Below are 20383 nucleotides of genomic sequence, written 5' to 3' on the forward strand. Positions count from 1 at the left end.
GCGCAACGAGAGAAAGGGAGGCCCAGGCCTCCCTTTTTTCATGGCCGCGCCCTAGACTGTCTCCTCCCAATTCACGACAAGCTGGACACCATGGTTCGTCTACTCTTCTGGATCGCCCTGATCGCCGCCGCATTCTGGCTGTGGCGCAAATTCAAGATCAGCCAGCAAGCGCGCCCGGAACCGCGTCTCGAAGACCCGTTGACCATGGTGCGCTGCGCCCATTGCGGCGTGCACCTGCCCAACGACCGGGCGCTCAAGCTCGGCAGCGAGTGGTACTGCAGCCAGGCTCACCTCGAGCAGGGGCCTGGCCGCAACGGCTGATTCCCGACCACCGGCTCCCCCCCGCGCGTGGGAGCCCGCTCCCACAGCGACAATCCCAAACCTCACTTATCCCTCCCCGACCCTTTCGCTTCATTTGCGACCCCTGCTCCCTCGCCACCATTGACCCTGCCGGGCAAAACTCGCTAAATCCTATTTATCCGCATAAATATGAAAAATAGCGAAATGCTCAAACCCAAACGCAAGCGCCAGAAGCTTTCCGACGTGATCGTCGAATCGGTCAAGCGCTCGATCGTCACCGAGGCCCTGCGCCCCGGTGACCGCCTGCCGACCGAACGCGAGCTGATGGAGCACTTCGAATGCTCCAAGGGCACCGCCCGCGAGGCGCTCAAGGCCCTCGAAGTCGAGGGCCTGGTCAACACCCGTACCGGTCCCACGGGCGGCGCCTACCTCGCCGAAGTCGGCACCGAGCCCGCCAGCCGCGCGCTGCGCAACTACCTGCACTTCCAGCACCTGGACGGCGAGCAGGTCTACCAGTTGCGCAAGGTCATCGAGGTCGAGTTGGCCGTGGCGGTCATGGGCCAGCTCAGCGAGGCCGATTACGCTGCGCTGCAGGCCAATATCGATTTCTGCAGCACCCCGGAGGACAGCGAACAGGGCCAGCGCGAGCAGCGCCTGGCAGAAATCGAGTTCCACACCCTGCTGGCACGCCGCTGCCCCAACCCGCTGCTGCGCTTCATGGCGGTATTCCTCAACGATCTGCTGCGCGACCTTGTGGTGCTGAAGAAGGCCTACCTGCCCAAGCGCCAGCAGTTCGCCGCCGCCAACATCGATTACCACAAGCAACTGCTGGTCGCCCTGCGAGCCAGCGACGAGAAGGCCGTGCGCCGGCTGATGCATGAACACATGTGCGACGCCGAACACCACATGACCGCGCTGGAGGGCGAGGTCGAACGCAACTTCCTGCTGGAGTTCGAGCACCACCACTGATCCAGCCTGCACAGAGGCCTGCGCACAGGCCCGGCCGTACCCGCTTTGCCATTGCCACTCCTGCCTAATAACCAGAATCAAGGAGTTTTCCATGCAAAGACGTACCCTGCTCAAGGCAGGCCTTGCCCTGGGTGCCCTCGGCAGCCTCCCCTTGGGAGCGCAGCGGGCATTCGCCGAACAGCCGCTGGTGTTCTATGGCCTCAAGTCGATGTCTGGCGCCTTCGCCAGCTATGGCAAGTACGCCGACATGGGTTCGCGCCTGGCCATCGCCGAGCGCCCGCAACTGCTGGGACGTGCGCTGCAGTACAAGGTCATCGACACCGAAGGCAATGCCGGCAAGGCCGTGCGCAAGGTACAGGAAGCCATCGGCCAGGATGGTGCACGGTTCTTCCAGGGCTGCACCCTGTCTTCGTCTGCCCTGGCGGTGTCCAAGGAGATCGACAAGGCCGGCGGCGTGTTCATGACCCCGGTCGGCGCCGACGAGATCACCGGCAAGGATTGCAATGCCTCGACCTTCCGCTGGTCGGTCCCCACCTACGGCGCCATCCGCGAAACCCTGGTGCCGATGATCCGTCAGTTGCCCGAAGCCAAGCGCTGGTACACCATCACCCCGCAGTACGTGTTCGGTGATGCGCTGCTGGACAACGCCCGCAAGGTCTTTGCCGAGTTCGGCGTCGAACACATCGGCAACAGCTATCACTCGCTGCAGGAACAGGAGTTCTCCGGTTACCTGACCAACGCCATCGCCGCCAAGCCCGACGTGCTGGTGCTGCTCAACTTCGGCAGCCAGTCGTCCAACGCCCTGCGCCAGGCGGTCAACTTCGGCATCAAGGAACGGATGAAGATGCTGCTGGTGTGGTCGGCCGGGCTCGACCAGTTCCAGGAGCTGGGCAGCGATGTGCTCGAGGGGGTCTACCTCGGCGCCCAGTACTGGCACCAGGTGGACACGCCCTTGAACAAGGCGTTGGTCGCCGCCACGCAAAAAGCGTACGGCATCAATCCCAACTATCCGCTGGCCGCCGACTACATCGGCACCAAGGTCATGCTCGACGCCATCGTCCAGGCCGGCAGCTTCGACGGCGCCGCCGTCGCCAGGGCCTTGCAGGGCATGCGCTTCCAGGGCCCGACCGGCGAAGAGCTGATCCGTCCTGGCGACCACCAGGTGCTCAAGGACTACTACCTGCTGCGCGGCAAGCCCCAGGGCCAGCTGCGCGACGAGGACGACCTGGCCGAAGTCATCAGTTCGGGCCGCTCGTTCGTCGAGGTCGATCACACCGGTTGCGCCCTGGCCTGAGGCCACGACGCCAGTCAACAACACCTGTACAGGCAGCCGCGACGCGCGCTGTCGGGGGCACGCTCATGCTCGAATTGTACCTGTTCCAACTGCTCAACGGCCTGGGGCTGGGGATGATCTACTTCCTCATTGCCGTGGGCCTGACCATCATTTTCGGCCTGCTCAACTTCGTCAACTTCGCCCACGGCGCGTTCTTCCTGCTTGGCGCCTACCTGTGCTACACGGCCGTGGCCGTGACCGGCAACTTCTGGCTGGCGCTGCTGATCGCGCCACTGGTCGTGGCAGCGCTGGCCTGGGCGGTCGAGCGCCTGCTGATCAAGCGCATCTACCACCTGCCGCACACGTTCCAGATCCTCGTCACCCTCGGCATCGCGCTGATCATCCAGGAAGCCTCGGTGCTGATCTGGGGGCCGGTGGGCAAGAACATCGCGGTACCGCCCGAGCTGCGCGGCGTGATGATCCTTGGCGAGTTCATCTACCCCTACTACCGCCTGTTCCTCATCGGCTTTGCCGCGCTGATCGGCCTGGCACTGTGGCTGCTGCTCGAGCGCACCCGTTTCGGCGCACTGGTCCGTGCCGGCAGCGAGAGCACTGAAACCGTGTCGCTACTGGGCACCAACATCTTCCGCCTGTTCTCCCTGACCTTCGCTCTCGGCGTGGGCCTGGCCGGGGTCGCCGGGGTGCTGTTCGCGCCGTTGCGCGGTGCACAGCCCTTCGTCGGCCCGGAGATCCTCGGCATCGCCTTCGTGGTGGTGGTGATCGGCGGCATGGGCTCGTTCGGCGGCGCGCTGGTCGGCGGACTGCTGGTCGGCGTGGTGCAAAGCATGATGACCAGCCTCTGGCCACAAGGCGCCAGCCTGATGATCTACGGGGCCATGGCCGCGGTGATCCTGGTCCGTCCCTATGGCCTGTTCGGGAGAGCATGACGATGAGCGACAAGACTCCATTACCTGCCGGGCCGCGCACGCCCGTCCTGCTGTCGCTGGTGGTCGCCAGCCTGGTGCTGCTGCCGCTGGTGCTGCCCTCGGCGACCCTGGCGACCGAGATCCTGATCTTTGCCCTGGCGGCGCTGGCCTGCAACCTGCTGCTGGGCTACACCGGCCTGCTGTCGTTCGGCCAGGGCATCTTCTTCGGCGTCGGCGCCTATGGCGCGGCGCTGCTGATGATCCACCTGAAATGGGGGCTGTTCGCCTCGCTGCTGGGCGCCGCCGTGTTCGGGGCGTTGCTGGCCCTGCTGGTGGGGGCGCTGGCCATTCGGCGCAAGGGCATCTATTTCGTCATGCTGACCCTGGCCTTCAGCCAGATGGCGTACTTCCTTGCCTACACCCTCAGCGGCTGGACCGGTGGCGACAACGGCCTGCTCGACGTGCCACGGCCAAACATCGAGGTCGCCGGCCACGTGCTGGTCGACCTGGGCGATCCCCGGCACTTCTACGCCTTCGTGGCGCTGCTGTTCCTGCTGATCTTCGCCTTCGCCCTGCGAGTGATCCGCTCGCCCTTTGGCAGCACCCTGCTGGCGATCCGCGAGAACGAGACGCGCGCGGCAGCGATCGGCTACGACACCCGGCATTTCAAGATCCTGGTGTTCATGCTGTCCGGCGCCATCACCGGTATCGCCGGCGCGCTCTACGCGATGCTGCTGCACTTCGCGCCGCTGTCGAACATCGACCTGATGATGAGCGAGAACATCCTGATCATGACCATCATCGGTGGCACCGGCTCGCTGTTCGGCTCGCTGCTGGGGGCCGGTGCCATCGTGGTGCTGGGCGATGTGTTGTCGGAGCTGTGGCCGCGCTGGCTGATGCTGCTCGGGTTGATCCTGATCCTGGTGGTGGTGTTCATGCGGGGCGGCCTGTGGGGCGGGCTGGCCGAGCTGGGCAAGCGCCTGCGTCCGCGACGCCGGTTGTCGAACAAAACGGAGGAGACCTTGTGATGAGCGAGTTCCTGCTCGAAACCCGCAACCTGGAACTGGCCTACGGTCCCTTCCGTGCGGTCGGTGGCGTCGACCTGAAAGTGCGCCCCGGCACCATCCACACGGTCATCGGCCCCAACGGCGCCGGCAAGACCAGCCTGTTCCACTGCCTGACCGGCGAACGCCAGGCCACTGCCGGCAACATCCTGTTCAACGGCCGCGACATCGTCCGCAAGCCCTCACATGGCCGCGTGGCCCTGGGCATGGCGCGCTCGTTCCAGCTCACCAGCCTGTTCCAGAACCTCTCGGTGCGCGAGAACCTGCGCCTGGCCGCCCAGGGCCGCGACGGGCTGGGTGCGCTGAACTTCTGGCGCAGCGTCGAGCACAAGCGCAGCCACTGGGACACCGCCGACCAGGTGCTCGAACGCCTGAAACTCACAGGACGCGCCGAGACCCTCGCCGGCGAACTGTCCCACGGCCAGCAGCGCGTGCTGGAAGTCGGCATGTCGATCTGCGCCAGGCCCACCCTGCTGATGCTCGACGAACCCACTTCGGGCATGGGCATCGACGACATTCCGCTGATGACCGAGCTGATCAGCGACCTGGGCCGCGACCACACCGTGCTGCTGATCGAGCACAACATGAGCATCGTCATGTCGATCAGCCAACGCATCACCGTCATGAGCCACGGCCGGATCCTGGTCGAGGGCACCCCGGACTTCGTGCGCAACGACGAACGCGTGCGCACCGCCTACCTTGGAGAGGCCGCCTGATGCTCAACGTCGACTCGATCCATTCCTACTACGACAAGAGCCATGTGCTCGAAGGCGTCTCGCTGCAGGTCGGTGCGGGTGAGCTGGTGACCCTGCTGGGGCGCAACGGCGCCGGCAAGACCACCACCCTGCGCAGCATCCTTGGCATCGTCCGTCCGCGCCAGGGCCAGATCAGCTTCGACGGCCAGCCCCTGGTCGGCCGCGAGATCTTCGATATCGCCCGCCGGGGTATCGCCCTGGTGCCGGAACATCGCGGCATCTTCCGCCAGCTCAGTGTCGAGGAAAACCTGAAGATCGCCGTGCGCAAGGAGAGCCGCTGGCAGTTGCGTGACATCTACGCGATGTTCCCGCGCCTGGAGGAGCGCCGGCGCAACGGCGGTTTCGCGCTGTCGGGCGGCGAGCAGCAGATGCTGGCCATCGCCCGGGCCCTGCTCAACGGCCCGCGGCTGCTGATTCTCGACGAGCCGACCGAAGGCTTGGCGCCGGTGATCGTCGACGAACTGGTGAAGATCCTGCGGCGGATCAAGGACGAAGGCCTGTCGATCCTGCTGGTGGAGCAGAACCTGATGGTCTGCGATGCCCTGGCCGACCGCCACTACGTGCTCGAACAGGGCCGCGTGGCCTATCAGGGCACCGCTGCACAGTTTCGCGACGACCCGAGCATCAAGAACCGTTACCTGGCCCTGAGTGCCTGATTCCAGGCCTTGCTCTGTATCGGCCTCTTCGCGGGCAAGCCAGCTCCCACTGGGAGTCGCCACGTGCAGCCCGCGAACAAGCCGCCCTATTTGCTACAGGAGAGACGCCCCATGAACACCCGCATCGATCCCTCGCAACACCTGCTTGGCCAAGGCGCCCTGATCAACCGCGACCGCCTCTGGCAGTCGCTGATGGACCTGGCCCGGCTTGGCGCCACGGCCAAGGGGGGCGTCTGTCGCCTGGCCCTGACCGACCTCGATCGCCAGGCCCGTGACCTGTTCGTGCAGTGGTGCGAAGAGGCCGGCTGCACAGTGAGTGTCGACGCCATCGGCAACATCTTCGCCCGCCGTGCGGGACGCAATCCGTCCCTGGCGCCGGTGATGACCGGCAGCCACATCGACACCCAGCCCACCGGTGGCAAGTTCGACGGCTGTTACGGGGTCATGGCCGGGCTCGAGGTGATGCGCACCCTCAATGACCTGGGCCTGCAGACCGAAGCGCCCCTGGAAGTGGTGGTGTGGACCAACGAAGAGGGTTCGCGCTTCCCCCCGTGCATGATGGGATCGGGGGTATTTGCCGGCAAGTTCGGCCTGCAGGAAACCCTGGACAAGGTCGACGATCGGGGGCTTTCGGTGGGCGCCGAGCTTCAGCGCATCGGCTACGCCGGCCCGCGCGTGCCCACCGGGCATGCGGTCGGCGCCTATTTCGAAGCGCACATCGAGCAGGGGCCGGTTCTGGAAGACCAACGCACCACCATCGGTGTGGTGCAGGGCTGCCTGGGCCAGAAATGGTTCGACCTGGTGTTCACCGGGGTCGAAGCCCATGCCGGCCCGACGCCGATGCACCTGCGCAAGGATGCGCTGGTTGGGGCTGCCGAGGTGGTCGCTGCGGTCAACCGCGTGGCCCATGCCCACCAGCCGCATGCCTGTGGCACCGTCGGCTGCCTGAACGTGCACCCCGGTTCGCGCAACGTGATTCCCGGCCAGGTGCAGATGACCCTCGACCTGCGCCACCTCGACCCGGCCCACCTGGACGCGATGGTCGCCGAGGTGCGTGAGGTGATCGAAGCCAGTGCAACCCATCACGGCCTGCGTTTCGAGCTCACCCCCACTGCCGACTTCCCGCCGCTGTACTTCGCCGAGCAGTGCGTCGACGCCGTACGCCAGGGCGCACGCGAGCTGGGCCTGAGCCACATGGACATCGTCAGTGGTGCCGGCCACGACGCGATCTTCCTCGCCGAGCTCGGCCCGGCCGGGATGATCTTCGTACCGTGCGAGGGCGGCATCAGCCACAACGAGATCGAGAACGCCGCGCCACAGGACCTGGCGGACGGCTGCGACGTGCTGTTGCGCGCCATGTTCCAGGCCGCCAACCAGGGAGGCCTCTGAGATGACCGGCAAGACCGCCATCGGTGAATTCAGCGCCACCGAGCTGCTCGAACTGTACCGCCGCCGCCAGTTGTCGCCGCTCGAAGTGGTCGACGACGTGCTGGCGCGCATCGACCTGCACAACCCGGCCGTCAACGCCTACTGTCACGTCGACGGCGAAGGCGCACGCGCCGCTGCCCGCGCCAGCGAACGCCGCTGGCAGCGGGGCGAGCCGTGCGGGCGCCTGGACGGTCTGCCCGCGTCGATCAAGGACCTGACCCTGACCCGTGGCATGCCGACCCGCAAAGGCTCGCGTACCACCTCAGGCGCTGGCCCCTGGGAGGTCGATGCGCCCTTCAGTGCCTTCATGCGCGAGGCCGGCGCCGTGCTGGTGGGCAAGACCACCACGCCGGAATTCGGCTGGAAAGGCGTCACCGACAACCCGCTCTACGGCATCACCCGCAACCCCTGGGATACCCGCCTGACCACAGGCGGCTCGTCCGGCGGCGCCGCGGCGGCGGCAGCGCTCAACCTCGGTGTGCTGCACCAGGGCAGCGATGCCGGCGGCTCGATCCGCATTCCCTGCGCCTTCACCGGCACCTTCGGCATCAAGCCGACCTTCGGTTACGTCCCCCAGTGGCCGGCCAGTGCCATGACCGTGCTGTCGCACCTGGGGCCGATGACCCGCACGGTGGACGACGCGGTACTGATGCTCGACTGCGTGGCCCGGCCTGATCCGCGCGACGGCCTGGCCGGCGCCCCGCGCCAGTCGCCCTGGCTGGATGCCACGCCAGACCTGCGCGGGCTGCGCATCGCCTACAGTGCCGACTTCGGCTACATCAAGGTCGACCCGCAGATCCAGGCCCTGGTCGCGCAGGCCGTGCAACGCCTGGCGCGCCTGGGGGCAGCGGTGGAGGAAGTCGATCCAGGCTTCGCCGATCCGCTCGAGACGTTCAATACCCTGTGGTTCGCAGGCGCGGCACGACTGGCCAGTGGGCTGGACGCGACGCAAGTGGAACTGCTGGATCCGGGCCTGCGTCGGATCGCCGAGCAGGGCGCCGGCATCAGCCTGGGCGACTACACCCGCGCGCTGGAGGCCCGCGCCGAGCTGATCGCGAAGATGAACGCCTTCCATCAGCGCCATGACGTGCTGTTGTCACCGATGCTGCCGCTGGCCGCGTTCGAGGCCGGACACAACGTCCCGCCAGGGTCGGGGATGACGCAGTGGATGGAGTGGACACCCTTCAGCTACCCGTTCAACCTGACCCAGCAGCCTGCGGCCTCGGTTCCCTGCGGCTTCACTCGCGAGGGGTTGCCGGTGGGGCTGCAGGTGGTGGGCGCGCGCTTTGCCGACGAGCAGGTGCTCAGGGTGTGCAAGGTGTACGAACAGCACTATCCAAGCCGGCATCTGCAGGCGCCGAACGTAGCCTGAGCGGACTGTGCAGCGGCCTTTTCGCGAAAGGCCGCTGCGGCGTTTCAGCTCAGGCGGCCTGCCGGGGCGTAGGGTGCAGGATCGATGATCGGCTCGGCCCCGGTCAGCAGGTCGGTGAACAGCTGGCACGAAGCAGGCGCCAGCACCAGGCCGTTGCGGTAATGCCCGCAGTTGAGCCACAACCCGGCATGTCCGGGCACGGGCCCGATGTAGGGGATACCTTCGGGCGAGCCTGGCCGCAGGCCGGCCCAATGCGCCACCACCGGCGCATCCTTCAGTTGCGGCAACAGCTCGATGGCCGAGGCCCGCAGGCTTTGCAGCGCCACCTCGGTCGGGGTCTTGTCGTAGCCTTCGTGCTCCAGCGTGCTGCCCACCAGGATATGCCCGTCACGCCGCGGGATCGCATAGCGCCCCTTGGCCAGGACCATGCTCGGCAGGAAGTCGGCATCGCACTTGAACAGGATCATCTGCCCTTTCACCGGCTCCACCGGCAGCGTCAGCCCCAGTGTGCGCAGCAGATCACCACTCCAGGCGCCGGCGCTGAGCACCACTTCGTCTGCCGCCAGCACACCTTCGTTGGTCAGCACACCGGTGACTCGCCCGCCGTCCCGGGCGAAGCCGGTGATCTGGCAGTGTTCGCGCAGGCTGACGTTGGGCAGCGCCTGCAAGGCCGCTTTCAGTGCCTTCACCAGGCGCGGATTACGCACGTTGGCCACGCCGGCCATGTAGATGGCATGCCGGTAGCCAGGGCCGAGCACAGGCACCGCATCGTAGGCTGCCGAGATATCCACCGCGCTCAACGGGCGCTGTTCGCGCTGCGCCCAGGCCAGGGCCTGGGCCTCGTCGTCGAGGTCGAGCCAGTACAGCCCGGTGGTATGGACTTCAGGATCGATACCAGTGCTGGCGAACAAGCGCTCGCCCAGCTGTGGATAGAAATCCTGCGACCAGTGCGCCAGGGCCGTCACTGCCGAGTTGTACCGCCAGGGATACAACGGCGAGACGATACCGCCTCCGGCCCAGGACGACTCACGGCCGACCTCCGCCTGGTCGCACACCACCACCCGGTCGACCTTTGCCGCCAGGTTGAACGCAGTCAGCAGGCCGATCACACCACCGCCGACAATCACTACGTGCTTGCTCATCTGTCGATCCAACACCTGAAGTAAAAACGCTCACCAACAATCCGCCCCGTCCAGCGCGTCCAGGTTTGCGCGGATACCGGCCTGGTCGAGCTGGTAATCGCCACAGCGGTCACTCGCCATCAAGCCTTGGGGCAGGCGCTCGGCCAGCAGGCGATAGCGGTCGTCTTCACGCCAGGCGTGCAGCCGGTAGAAACGGCTGCCATCGGGCAGCGGCGTCTGCAACTGGTCGCTGTCGGCGTACTGGCCGGTGCGGGCATGATGGTATTCCAGGCGCTGGGCCACATCGTGGAGCAGGCCGACCACTTCGCTGCGCGCCGCACGTCGAAGCTGGTCGCTGTAACCGGGGTAGGCAATGCCCGCCAGAATGCCGGTGACGGCCACGACAATCAACAACTCCATCAGGCTGAGGCCTCGCTGCATCTCAAGACTCCCTGAATCGCTGGCGCCAGGCGATACGCCGAGGCGCCTGCCCGACCTCGACGGCGTAGATCGCCTCCAGCGCCTGGCGCGCGCGAACCTGGCGGCTCACGGCCGTGATGCGGAACAGCGTCACCCGCGTCCCGTCTGGCAGGTGCGCCGCGCGGGTGCTGACACCCAGTTGCTGCAACAGGAAAAAGCCGTGCCCAACTGCCTGCCATGCGCCTGCGTCGTCCACGAGATCGTGAGGGTTGCCAGGGGGCAGGCACCACTGACAAGGCGGCGGCTCGAGCAGAACAAGCTGGTCGACACCGGACAGCAGGCTCGCCTCGGCCTCCTCCAGAGCGCTTGCCGCTGCCCGTGCGCTACCGGCCAGTGCCGACTGCAGCAGCGCATCGCGCATGGCCGAGGTGGAGAACAGGCCAAGCAGCAGGCTCAACACCAGGGCCAGCAGCAGGACCATCCCGCGCTGGCCATTCATGACGCAGGCAACCGGTTGCGCAGGGCGACGCTCAAGGCGAACTCCCGTTCGACCTGGTGCCGGGGGTCGGCAAGGGTCAGGTGCAGATCAAGGCGCTCGCCCTGCGAGCCATCGACACGTGTTATGCGAAAGTCCCGCACGTTGTCGATGAGCGCTGCGTTCAGGCCACCACTGCTGAGCATCAGGCTGCTGCCCTGCAGCCGATAAACCTGGCGACGCAAGGCAATGGCCAGGGTCGCCGCGTCACCCTCGCGTCGCCTCTCGTGCACCTGCGCCCACGTCAGGCAATCGGTGAGCAGCGTCCAGTCCGGTGGCCCGACCGAGCCAGGCAGTTCGGCCGTCAGCAACTCGAGACTGGCCAGGCTACCATCGGCGGAACGGGTGATCTGCAATGGCAGTGCAACGTGGGGCATGGCGGAAACATCGACGAACTCGATGCTGTCCACCGACAGGCAACCGAAACTGCCGGTCATGCGAATATCCTGTGCCAGGCGCTGCAGCACCAGCATCGCGTCCTCCTGCATACGCGCCAACGCGCCCTGCACACGCCAGGCCTGCTGGGCCGACACCAGCACCTGCCCCGCCGCGGCCAGCAGCATCAAGCCCAGGGTGAGTGCCAGCAAGGCTTCGAGCACCGCAACACCGCGCTGCCGGGCCATCAGGGCAGCACCCTGCCCTGCAGCGCGATGAACTGCGCCTCGGTATCGCGCGCATCGTGCCAACGCAGCTCTACCTGCAGCCAGCTCCCGGCAGCGCTGGCCTGCCCTTCGGCAGACGCGCCAAGCAGCGACCTGACCTGCGCTTGCCACACCTGCAGCGCATCGGCATCGAGCGTGCCCGCCGATCTCGCCTGCTCAAGCAACGCCTGGACCCGATGCACGCCCTGGGCATCGCGGCGGGCACCTTCGCCAGCCTGCAGCGCACGCATCTGCACCGCAGCCGAGGCGAACAGCCCGAACGACAGCACCAGCACCGACAACACCACCTCCAGCAAGGTCATGCCCTGCTCCCTGAGCCTCATGTTCGCCTCCTGCGAATTTTCCCGCCGATTGTGACTGGCTTGCCCGACTGGACCTCCTGGTCCCGAACCTCGAAGCTACAGAGAAGCAGTTCCAGGGAGGAATGCACGATGCGGCAACAGGGAGTAACACTGATACAAATGATGAGTGTGCTGGCCATACTCGCGTTTCTGACCCAGCTCGGCGCACCGGCCTACGCCAAGCTGACCGAAGACCTGCACCAGGCTACAGCCGCCCGGGACCTGGCACAGGCCCTGCGCAGCGCGCGCAGCCACGCGTTGCTGCAGAACCAGGCAGTGTGGGTGCAACCTCTGGAGGATGACTGGGGGCGTGGTTGGCGAACGGTACTGCACGCCACGCAACAGGTGCTGCGCGAGCAGAGGCTGGCCCGACGCGTGAAGATCGTCGCCAACCTGGAGGAAGTGAAGTTCAGCGGCCTGGGGGTGCCCGTGCAGGGCAACGGCGCGCTGCTGGGTGGCACCTTGCAGCTTTGCCAGCGTGCGCAAGGTTTCAGTGCGCATCGCGTAGTGCTGGCGCCCAGCGGACGAGTCAGCCTGCGCAGCGAGGCGAGCGAAGCGCCGCGCTGCGCAGAACCCTGATCAGATCAGCGAGCGGACCCGCAGCTCCTTGGGCATGGAGAAGGTGATGTTCTCCTCGCGACCATCGAGCTCTTCGGCGCCGCTGGCGCCCCAGGCCCTGAGCTGCTCGATCACGCCTCGCACCAGCACCTCGGGGGCCGAAGCGCCGGCAGTGATGCCGATACGCTGAACGCCGTCGAACCATGCACGCTGCAGGTCTTCGGCGCCATCGATCAGGTAGGCCGGGGTGCTCATGCGCTCGGCCAGCTCACGCAGGCGGTTGGAGTTCGAGCTGTTGGGGCTGCCGACCACCAGCACCACGTCACACTCGTCGGCCAGTTGCTTGACGGCATCCTGGCGGTTCTGGGTGGCGTAGCAGATATCGTCCTTGCGCGGGCCGCCGATGTTCGGGAAGCGTGCGCGCAAGGCATCGATGACCCGGCTGGTGTCATCCATCGACAGCGTGGTCTGGGTGACGAAGGCCAGGTGCTCCGGGTCGCGCACCTGCAGGGTGGCGACATCCTTCTCGTCCTCGACGAGGTAGATGGCGCCACCGTTGCTGGCATCGTACTGACCCATGGTGCCCTCGACTTCCGGGTGTCCGGCGTGACCGATGAGAATGCACTCACGGCCATCGCGGCTGTACTTGGCCACCTCGATGTGCACCTTCGTCACCAGCGGGCAGGTGGCATCGAATACCTTCAGGCCACGACCGGCCGCTTCCTGGCGTACGGCCTGGGAAACGCCATGGGCGCTGAAGATGACGATGACATCGTCCGGAACCTGGTCCAGCTCCTCGACGAACACCGCGCCGCGGTTGCGCAGGTCTTCGACGACGAACTTGTTGTGCACCACTTCGTGACGCACATAGATCGGTGGACCGAAGACTTCCAGGGCGCGGTTGACGATTTCGATCGCCCGGTCGACCCCGGCACAGAAGCCACGGGGGTTGGCGAGTTTGATTTGCATGCTCGGCTCCAGGCTCACAGCGCCTTCACGTCGAGGATCTTGACCTCGAAACTCAGGGTCTTGCCAGCCAGTGGATGGTTGAAGTCGATAGTCACCTGGTGCTCATCGAAAGCTTTCACCACGCCCGGAAGCTCGGTGTTGGCGGCATCGTTGAAGATCACCAGCAAGCCTTCGGACAGCTCCATGCCGTCGAACTGGGAACGCGGCATCACCTGTACGTTCTGCGGGTTGGGCTGGCCGAAGGCGTTCTCCGGCGCAATGCTCAACCGGCGCTCGTCACCGGCCTTGAACCCGAACAGCGCGTTCTCGAAGCCTGGCAGCAGGTTGCCGTCGCCGACCTTGAACGTGGCCGGCGCCTTGTCGAAGGTGCTGTCGACGGTATCGCCGTTATCCAGGTGCAGCGCGAAGTGCAAGGTGACTTCGGTGTTCTGGCCGATACGGGTCTCAGTCATGGACGGCTTCCTCGGACTTCCTGCTCTTGAACATGTCCAGCGCCAGCATCACCGCACCGACGGTGATGGCGCTGTCGGCCAGGTTGAAGGCCGGGAAATAATGGGTGTTGCGCCAGTGGACGAGGATGAAGTCGACCACGTGGCCCAGCACGACGCGATCCCACAGGTTGCCGATCGCACCGCCCAGCACCAGCGCCAGCGCGACCGCCAGCCAGGTCTCGTTGCGCCCCAGGCGCTTGAGCCAGACTACCAGCACGGCACTGACCACCACGGCGATCAGGGCGAACAGCCAGCGCTGCCAGCCGGAGCTGTCGGCCAGGAAGCTGAACGCTGCGCCGGTGTTGTAGGCCAGGGTCCAGCTGAAGTAGTCGGGGATGACCACGATCTGCTGGTACATGGTCAGGGCGTTGTCGAAATACAGCTTGGTGGCCTGGTCCAGGACCAGCACCACCAGGCTCAGCCAGAGCCAGGCAAGGCGCCCGAAGCGCCCCGCTGCAGGATTAGGCATAGTGGCGCACCTCACCGTTGCCGCTGATGTTGTCGACACAACGACCGCAGATCTCCGGGTGCTCCGGATGGCTGCCGACGTCGGCGCGGAAGTGCCAGCAACGGCCGCACTTGGTGTGACCGGACTTGACCACTTTCAGCTTGAGGCCTTCGACTTCGGTTGTCACCACCTCGGCCGGCGCCTGGACGAACGGCACTACGCTCGCAGCGGAGGTGATCAGCACGAAGCGCAGCTCGTCGCCCAGCTTGGCCAGGTCGGCGCTCAGGCCTTCCTCGGCGAACAGGGTGACTTCGGCCTGCAGGTTGCCACCGATGACCTTGGCCACGCGCTGGTTCTCCAGCTCCTTGTTGACCGCCGCCTTGACCGCCATGATGCGGTCCCAGTAGGCGCGATCCAGCTCGCTGTCTGCCGGCAGCTCGGCCAGGCCCTGGTACCACTCGTTGAGCATCACCGACTCGTTGCGCTCGCCCGGCAGGTACTGCCAGATCTCGTCGGCGGTGAACGCCAGGATCGGCGCGATCCAGCGCACCAGTGCCTCGCTGATGTGGTACAGCGCGGTCTGGCAGGAGCGGCGCGCGACACTGTTGGCGCCGGTGGTGTACTGGCGGTCCTTGATGATGTCGAGATAGAAGCCACCCAGCTCCTGGACGCAGAAGTTGTGCACCTTGGAGTAGACGTTCCAGAACCGGTACTCGGCGTAGTTCTCTTCCAGCTCGCGCTGCAGCAGCAGGGTGCGGTCGACCGCCCAGCGGTCCAGCGCCAGCATGTCCTCGGCCGGCAGCAGGTCGCGGGCCGGGTCGAAGCCGGACAGGTTGGAGAGCAGGAAGCGCGCGGTGTTGCGGATACGCCGGTAGGCGTCGGCGCTGCGCTGCAGGATCTGTTCGGACACGGCCATCTCGCCGGAATAGTCGGTAGCGGCTACCCACAGGCGCAGGATGTCGGCGCCCAGGGTGTTGTTGACCTTCTCCGGTTCGATGGTGTTGCCCAGCGACTTGGACATCTTGCGGCCGTTCTCGTCCACGGTGAAGCCGTGGGTCAGCAGCTCGCGGTACGGCGCGTGGCCGTCGATGGCGCAACCGGTCAACAACGAGGAGTGGAACCAGCCGCGGTGCTGGTCGGAGCCCTCCAGGTAGAGGTCGGCGCGCGGGCCGGTGGCATGGCCGATGTTGTGCGAGCCACGCAGCACGTGCCAATGGGTGGTGCCGGAGTCGAACCAGACGTCGAGGGTGTCGGCGATCTTGTCGTACTGCCCGGCCTCGTCACCCAGCAGTTCCTTGGCGTCGAGCTTGAACCAGGCCTCGATGCCCTGCTTCTCGACGCGCTTGGCCACTTCTTCCATCAGCTCCACGGTGCGCGGGTGCAGCTCGCCGGTCTGCTTGTCGAGGAAGAACGGGATCGGTACGCCCCAGTTGCGCTGGCGCGAGATGCACCAGTCGGGACGGTTGGCGATCATCGCGTGCAGGCGCGCCTGACCCCAGGACGGCACGAACTTGGTGTCCTCGATGGCCTTGAGCGCACGCTCACGCAGGTTTTCGCCGCTGTTGGGCTGCTTGTCCATGCCCACGAACCACTGCGCGGTGGCGCGGTAGATCAGCGGGGTCTTGTGGCGCCAGCAGTGCATGTAGCTGTGGCTGATGGTTTCGGTGTGCAGCAGCGCACCGACTTCCTGCAGTTTCTCGACGATGGCCGGGTTGGCCTTCCAGATGAACTGGCCACCGAAGAACTCCAGCGACGGTGCATACACCCCGTTGCTCTGCACGGGCGTGAGGATGTCGTCGTTGACCATGCCGTAGCGCTTGCAGGTGACGAAGTCGTCCTCACCGTAGGCCGGTGCGGAGTGGACCACGCCGGTACCGGCACCCAGCTCGACGTACTCGGCCAGGTAGATGGGCGACAGGCGCTCGTAGAACGGGTGGCGGAAGTTGATCAGTTCCAGCGCCTTGCCCGGCGCGGTGGCCACTACCGAACCTTGCAGCGCGTAGCGCTTGAGGCACGCTTCGACCAGTTCCTCGGCCAGCACCAGCAGACGCTCGCCGGTATCGACCAGGGCATAGTTGAAATCCGGGTGGATGTTCAGCGCCTGGTTGGCCGGGATGGTCCACGGGGTGGTGGTCCAGATCACGATGGCCGCAGGCTTGGCCAGCGAGGCCAGGCCGAAGGCGGCGGCCAGTTTCTCCGAGTCGGCGACCGGGAAGGCCACGTCGATGGTCTGGGATTTCTTGTCGGCGTATTCGACCTCGGCCTCGGCCAGGGCCGAACCGCAATCGAAACACCAGTTCACAGGCTTGAGGCCCTTGAACACGAAGCCCTGCTTGACCATCTCGGCCAAGGCGCGGATCTCGCCGGCTTCGTTGGCGAAGTCCATGGTCTTGTAGGGGTTGTCCCAGTCACCCAGCACACCCAGGCGGATGAACTCGGTCTTCTGCCCTTCGATCTGCTCGGCGGCATACGCACGGCACAGCTCGCGGGTCTGGTCGGCGCTCAGGTGCTTGCCGTGGGTGACCTCGACCTTGTGCTCGATCGGCAGGCCGTGGCAGTCCCAGCCCGGCACGTACGGCGCGTCGAAGCCCGACAGGGTCTTGGAGCGGACGATCATGTCCTTGAGGATCTTGTTCAGCGCATGACCGATGTGGATCTTGCCGTTGGCATAGGGCGGGCCGTCGTGCAGGACGAACTTGGGACGATCCTTGCCAATCTCGCGCAACTTCCGGTACAGGCCAATGCTGTCCCAGCGCTGCAGGATCTGCGGTTCGCGCTGAGGCAGGCCGGCCTTCATGGGGAAGGCGGTGTCCGGAAGGTTAAGCGTGGCTTTGTAGTCGGTCATTTCAGGCTCTTGGTTAGCGGTTGAGCGTGCCAGTGGGCACGTGCGGCGGCGATGTCCGCGTCGATCGCCGACTTCAGCGCCTCCAGGGAGGCGAATCGCTGCTCCTCGCGCAGCTTTTCGTGGAATTCCACCGTCAGACGCCGGCCGTAGAGGTCGCCGGCATAGTCCAGGAGGTGGATTTCCAGGTGGGGGCGTCCATCACCCTTGACGGTGGGACGCACCCCGATGTTGCCGACACCCGGCCACGGCTTGCCGTCGATCTCGATGCTGGTCAGGTAGACCCCTGACAGCGGCACGCGGCGGCGCTTGAGCTGGATGTTGGCGGTGGGCGTGCCGAGCTGACGGGCCAGTTTCTGGCCGTGCAGCACGCGCCCGGTGATGCTGTAGGGCCGACCCAGCAGATGCTCGGCCAGCTTGAAATCGGCTTCGGCCAGCGCCTTGCGCACCTCGGTGCTGCTCACGCGCAGGCCATCCTGGATCACGGTGTTGGCGGCTTCGACGGTAAAACCGTACTGCTCGCCGGCCTGGACCAGGAACGCGAAATCGCCCAGGCGATCGCAGCCGAAGCGGAAATCGTCACCCACTTCCAGATGGCGCACACCCAGGCCGTCGACCAGCACCGCCTTGACGAACTGCTCGGCGCTGAGCTTGCTCAGGCGCTGGTTGAAGGCCAGGCACAGGACGCGATCGATGCCTTCGGCGGCCAGCAACTCGACCTTGTCGCGCAGGCGTGCCAGGCGTGCCGGCGCGGTTTCCGGGGCGAAGTACTCGCGCGGCTGCGGCTCGAACACCACCACGCAGGTGGGCAGGCCCAGCGCCAGGGCGCGCTCGCGCAGGCGCGCCAGGATTGCCTGGTGGCCACGGTGAACCCCGTCGAAGTTGCCAATGGTGGCGACACAGCCCCGGTGCTCGGGGCGCAGGTTGTGAAGACCTCGAACCAGCTGCATAACGCGCTTCTTGCTCATAAAGTGGTCGATTATAACCACACCCGGGCGCTGGTGACAGGCAGCAGCGCCACTGTGGGTCGTGGAATGCGAAAAACCGACGCCTGACCCTCTGTGCGCCCTAGTGCAGCGCCTTGCGGGCAAAATGCCGGGGCCGGAAACCACACAGCAGCAGGCAACCGAAGTAAGTCACCACGCCCGCGCCGATCAGTGCGCCCAGACGCAGGAAACGCTCGAGCATGCCGCCCTGTGCCCAGGGCGGCATGAAATGCATGCCCAGCAGCAGCACCCCGGACATCAGCGCCACCGCCAGAACCAGCTTGAGCAAAAATACCGTCCAGCCGGCCTGGGGCTGGAACATCCGATGGCTGCGCAGCTTCCAGAACAGCAGGCCGGCGTTGAGACAGGCGCCCAGGCTGATGGCGAGGGCCAGCCCGGCATGCTGCAGCGGGCCGATCAGCACGAGGTTGAACAGCTGGGTGCAGACCAGGGTGAAGATGGCGATTTTCACCGGAGTGCGAATGTTCTGCTGGGCATAGAAGCCCGGCGCCAGCACCTTGACCAGGATGATAGCCAGCAGGCCGACCGAATAGGCGATCAGTGCGCGCTGGGTCATCGCGGCATCGGTGGCGGTGAACTTGCCGTACTGGAACAGCGCCACGGTCAGCGGCTCGGCGAGGATCGCCAGGGCCAGGGTGCAGGGCAACACCAGCAGGAAGCACAGGCGCAGGCCCCAGTCGAGGATCCGCGAATACTCCTCACGGTCCTTGTTGGCGTAGGTCTTGGCCAGGGTCGGCAGCAGGATGGTGCCCAGCGCCACGCCCAGCACGCCGGAAGGCAGCTCCATCAGGCGGTCGGCGTAGTACATCCAGGAAACCGAGCCGGCCACCAGGAAGGAGGCGAAGATGGTGTTGATGATCAGCGAAATCTGGCTCACCGACACCCCGAGAATCGCCGGCAGCATCTGCTTGAGCACACGCCACACCCCGGTGTCGCGCAGGTTCAGGCGTGGCAGCACGAGCATGCCGATCTTCTTCAGCGCTGGCAGCTGGTAGAGCAGTTGCGCCAGGCCGCCGGCCAGCACGCCCCAGGCCAGGGCCATGATCGGCGGGTCGAAATAGGGGGTCAGAAACACCGCGAAGCCGATCATCGCCACGTTCAGCAGGGTTGGCGTGAACGCCGGAACCGTGAAGCGGTTCCAGGTGTTGAGGATCGCCCCCACCAGAGAAGACAGGGAGATCAGCAATATATAAGGAAAGGTCACCCGCAGCAGGGCAGTGGTCAGCTCGTACTTCTCGGCACTGTCGACGAAACCGGGCGCCGTCACCCACACCACCCAGGGCGCGGCCAGTATGCCCAGGGCGGTGACCAGGGCCAGCACCAGGGTCAGCAGGCCGCTGACATAGGCGATGAAGGTGCGTGTCGCCTCCTCGCCCTGTTGGGTCTTGTATTCGGCAAGAATGGGCACGAACGCCTGGGAAAACGCACCTTCGGCAAAGATGCGCCGGAGCAGGTTGGGCAGCTTGAAGGCGATGAAGAAGGCGTCGGTGGCGATGCCGGCGCCAAAGACCCGCGCCAGGATGGTGTCGCGTACGAAGCCCAGCACCCGTGAAATCATGGTGATAGAACTGACCGCGGCAAGGGATTTGAGCAGGTTCATCGAAAAGTTTTACGCCTGGGACTTGAGAGCGCTGCCAGATTGCGCCCGAGTGTGCGATAATCCCGCTTCTTTGCAGGGGTGCCAAAAACTCCCGAGTTTACAGGTCGTTGCGTAGAAAGGAATCTCTCCTTCCGCGCACACATGCCACTCGGCAGATCCTTGCAACTGGCCTTGACATCCGTCCGACTCATCGGCATGATTCGCGGCCTTATTTGTTTGCTATTTACCCAAAAGTCTTTCGAGGAGCTCGACGGTGGCCAACACACCTTCCGCCAAGAAACGTGCAAAACAGGCTGAGAAGCGTCGCAGCCACAACGCCAGCCTGCGTTCCATGGTCCGTACCTACATCAAGAACGTAGTCAAGGCCATCGACGCTAAAGACGCCGAAAAAGCGCAAGCTGCCTACACTCTGGCTGTGCCTGTAATCGACCGTATGGCCGACAAGGGCATCATCCACAAGAACAAGGCTGCTCGCCACAAAGGCCGTCTGAATGGCCACATCAAGGCGCTGAAAGAAGCTGCAGCTGCCTAAGCGACGCGCTTGAACAAAAACCGACCCCAGGGTCGGTTTTTTGTTGCCTGCAATTCGGGTAGACCCACCTTCCCCAACATGGGTAAAGCCGGGCCGCATCAGGCGGCCCGGCCT

The 20383-nt window shown here is 65.5% G+C and carries 22 protein-coding genes; 11 read left to right on the top strand and 11 right to left on the bottom strand.

Annotated elements, in window-relative coordinates:
* The first annotated feature begins 90 nt into the window (after positions 1 to 90).
* From AC1TXO_RS22705 to AC1TXO_RS22745, 9 genes are all read left to right on the top strand, one after another.
* A complete protein-coding gene (locus AC1TXO_RS22705) occupies positions 91 to 321 on the top strand; it encodes a PP0621 family protein (protein ID WP_486403810.1) in 231 nt (76 codons plus the stop codon).
* A 183-nt stretch (positions 322 to 504) separates the two neighbouring features.
* Positions 505 to 1269, top strand: coding sequence for a FadR/GntR family transcriptional regulator (locus AC1TXO_RS22710; RefSeq protein WP_486403811.1), 765 nt, complete (start codon positions 505 to 507; stop codon positions 1267 to 1269).
* Positions 1270 to 1360: 91 nt separating this feature from the next.
* Complete coding sequence (locus AC1TXO_RS22715) at positions 1361 to 2563, top strand: ABC transporter substrate-binding protein (protein ID WP_486403812.1); 1203 nt, start codon at positions 1361 to 1363, stop codon at positions 2561 to 2563.
* A gap of 65 nt (positions 2564 to 2628) precedes the next feature.
* The gene (locus AC1TXO_RS22720; RefSeq protein ID WP_486403813.1) at positions 2629 to 3489 is read left to right on the top strand and encodes a branched-chain amino acid ABC transporter permease; all 861 of its coding nucleotides are present in this window, start codon (positions 2629 to 2631) and stop codon (positions 3487 to 3489) included.
* Positions 3490 to 3491: 2 nt separating this feature from the next.
* Positions 3492 to 4496 (top strand): branched-chain amino acid ABC transporter permease, encoded by a 1005-nt coding sequence (locus tag AC1TXO_RS22725; protein WP_486403814.1) that lies wholly within the window; start codon positions 3492 to 3494, stop codon positions 4494 to 4496.
* Entirely contained in the window at positions 4496 to 5248 is a 753-nt protein-coding gene (locus tag AC1TXO_RS22730; RefSeq protein WP_486403815.1) for an ABC transporter ATP-binding protein, read from the top strand. Before AC1TXO_RS22725 ends, AC1TXO_RS22730 begins: the two co-directional genes overlap by 1 nt.
* Complete coding sequence (locus AC1TXO_RS22735) at positions 5248 to 5943, top strand: ABC transporter ATP-binding protein (RefSeq protein WP_486403816.1); 696 nt, start codon at positions 5248 to 5250, stop codon at positions 5941 to 5943. Before AC1TXO_RS22730 ends, AC1TXO_RS22735 begins: the two co-directional genes overlap by 1 nt.
* A gap of 111 nt (positions 5944 to 6054) precedes the next feature.
* A complete protein-coding gene (locus tag AC1TXO_RS22740; RefSeq protein WP_486403817.1) occupies positions 6055 to 7332 on the top strand; it encodes a Zn-dependent hydrolase in 1278 nt (425 codons plus the stop codon).
* A gap of 1 nt (position 7333) precedes the next feature.
* A complete protein-coding gene (locus tag AC1TXO_RS22745) occupies positions 7334 to 8743 on the top strand; it encodes an amidase (RefSeq protein WP_486403818.1) in 1410 nt (469 codons plus the stop codon).
* A 44-nt stretch (positions 8744 to 8787) separates the two neighbouring features.
* Here AC1TXO_RS22745 and thiO read toward each other — a convergent pair whose 3' ends face one another.
* The 5 genes from thiO to AC1TXO_RS22770 are packed head-to-tail and all read right to left on the bottom strand — an operon-like array spanning position 8788 to position 11804.
* Positions 8788 to 9885: a glycine oxidase ThiO gene (thiO, locus tag AC1TXO_RS22750; protein WP_486403819.1), complete on the bottom strand. Its 1098-nt coding sequence runs from the start codon at positions 9883 to 9885 to the stop codon at positions 8788 to 8790.
* A gap of 30 nt (positions 9886 to 9915) precedes the next feature.
* Positions 9916 to 10305 (bottom strand): type IV pilin protein, encoded by a 390-nt coding sequence (locus tag AC1TXO_RS22755; protein WP_486403820.1) that lies wholly within the window; start codon positions 10303 to 10305, stop codon positions 9916 to 9918.
* A gap of 1 nt (position 10306) precedes the next feature.
* Positions 10307 to 10783 carry a hypothetical protein gene (locus tag AC1TXO_RS22760; RefSeq protein ID WP_486403821.1) on the bottom strand — a complete coding sequence of 159 codons (477 nt, stop codon included), beginning with the start codon at positions 10781 to 10783 and terminating at the stop codon, positions 10307 to 10309.
* Positions 10780 to 11442, bottom strand: coding sequence for a PilW family protein (locus tag AC1TXO_RS22765; protein WP_486403822.1), 663 nt, complete (start codon positions 11440 to 11442; stop codon positions 10780 to 10782). Before AC1TXO_RS22765 ends, AC1TXO_RS22760 begins: the two co-directional genes overlap by 4 nt.
* Positions 11442 to 11804, bottom strand: a complete 363-nt coding sequence (locus AC1TXO_RS22770) for a hypothetical protein (RefSeq protein WP_486403823.1) — start codon at positions 11802 to 11804, stop codon at positions 11442 to 11444. Before AC1TXO_RS22770 ends, AC1TXO_RS22765 begins: the two co-directional genes overlap by 1 nt.
* Before the next feature lie 108 nt (positions 11805 to 11912).
* Here AC1TXO_RS22770 and AC1TXO_RS22775 point away from each other — a divergent pair, with 108 nt between their 5' ends.
* On the top strand, positions 11913 to 12401 hold the full coding sequence (locus tag AC1TXO_RS22775; RefSeq protein WP_486403824.1) for a GspH/FimT family pseudopilin: 489 nt from the start codon (positions 11913 to 11915) through the stop codon (positions 12399 to 12401).
* Here AC1TXO_RS22775 and ispH read toward each other — a convergent pair whose 3' ends face one another.
* The 6 genes from ispH to murJ all read right to left on the bottom strand — a co-directional run bounded on the left by ispH (position 12402) and on the right by murJ (position 19737).
* Positions 12402 to 13349, bottom strand: a complete 948-nt coding sequence (ispH, locus tag AC1TXO_RS22780; RefSeq protein WP_486403825.1) for a 4-hydroxy-3-methylbut-2-enyl diphosphate reductase — start codon at positions 13347 to 13349, stop codon at positions 12402 to 12404.
* A gap of 14 nt (positions 13350 to 13363) precedes the next feature.
* Positions 13364 to 13801, bottom strand: coding sequence for an FKBP-type peptidyl-prolyl cis-trans isomerase (locus AC1TXO_RS22785; RefSeq protein ID WP_486403826.1), 438 nt, complete (start codon positions 13799 to 13801; stop codon positions 13364 to 13366).
* Complete coding sequence (lspA, locus tag AC1TXO_RS22790) at positions 13794 to 14309, bottom strand: signal peptidase II (RefSeq protein WP_486403827.1); 516 nt, start codon at positions 14307 to 14309, stop codon at positions 13794 to 13796. The genes AC1TXO_RS22785 and lspA overlap by 8 nt, the downstream gene beginning before the upstream one ends.
* Positions 14302 to 17133, bottom strand: coding sequence for an isoleucine--tRNA ligase (gene ileS, locus AC1TXO_RS22795; RefSeq protein ID WP_486403828.1), 2832 nt, complete (start codon positions 17131 to 17133; stop codon positions 14302 to 14304). Before ileS ends, lspA begins: the two co-directional genes overlap by 8 nt.
* The gene (gene ribF / locus AC1TXO_RS22800; protein ID WP_486403829.1) at positions 17130 to 18080 is read right to left on the bottom strand and encodes a bifunctional riboflavin kinase/FAD synthetase; all 951 of its coding nucleotides are present in this window, start codon (positions 18078 to 18080) and stop codon (positions 17130 to 17132) included. The genes ileS and ribF overlap by 4 nt, the downstream gene beginning before the upstream one ends.
* A gap of 118 nt (positions 18081 to 18198) precedes the next feature.
* Positions 18199 to 19737, bottom strand: coding sequence for a murein biosynthesis integral membrane protein MurJ (gene murJ / locus AC1TXO_RS22805; protein ID WP_486403830.1), 1539 nt, complete (start codon positions 19735 to 19737; stop codon positions 18199 to 18201).
* 253 nt (positions 19738 to 19990) lie between these two features.
* On the opposite strand from murJ, the gene rpsT reads away from it, so the two are divergent.
* Positions 19991 to 20269 (top strand): 30S ribosomal protein S20, encoded by a 279-nt coding sequence (rpsT, locus tag AC1TXO_RS22810; RefSeq protein ID WP_029614579.1) that lies wholly within the window; start codon positions 19991 to 19993, stop codon positions 20267 to 20269.
* Positions 20270 to 20383: the final 114 nt, after the last annotated feature.

It is taken from the genome of Pseudomonas sp. FA117, assembly GCF_057370475.1.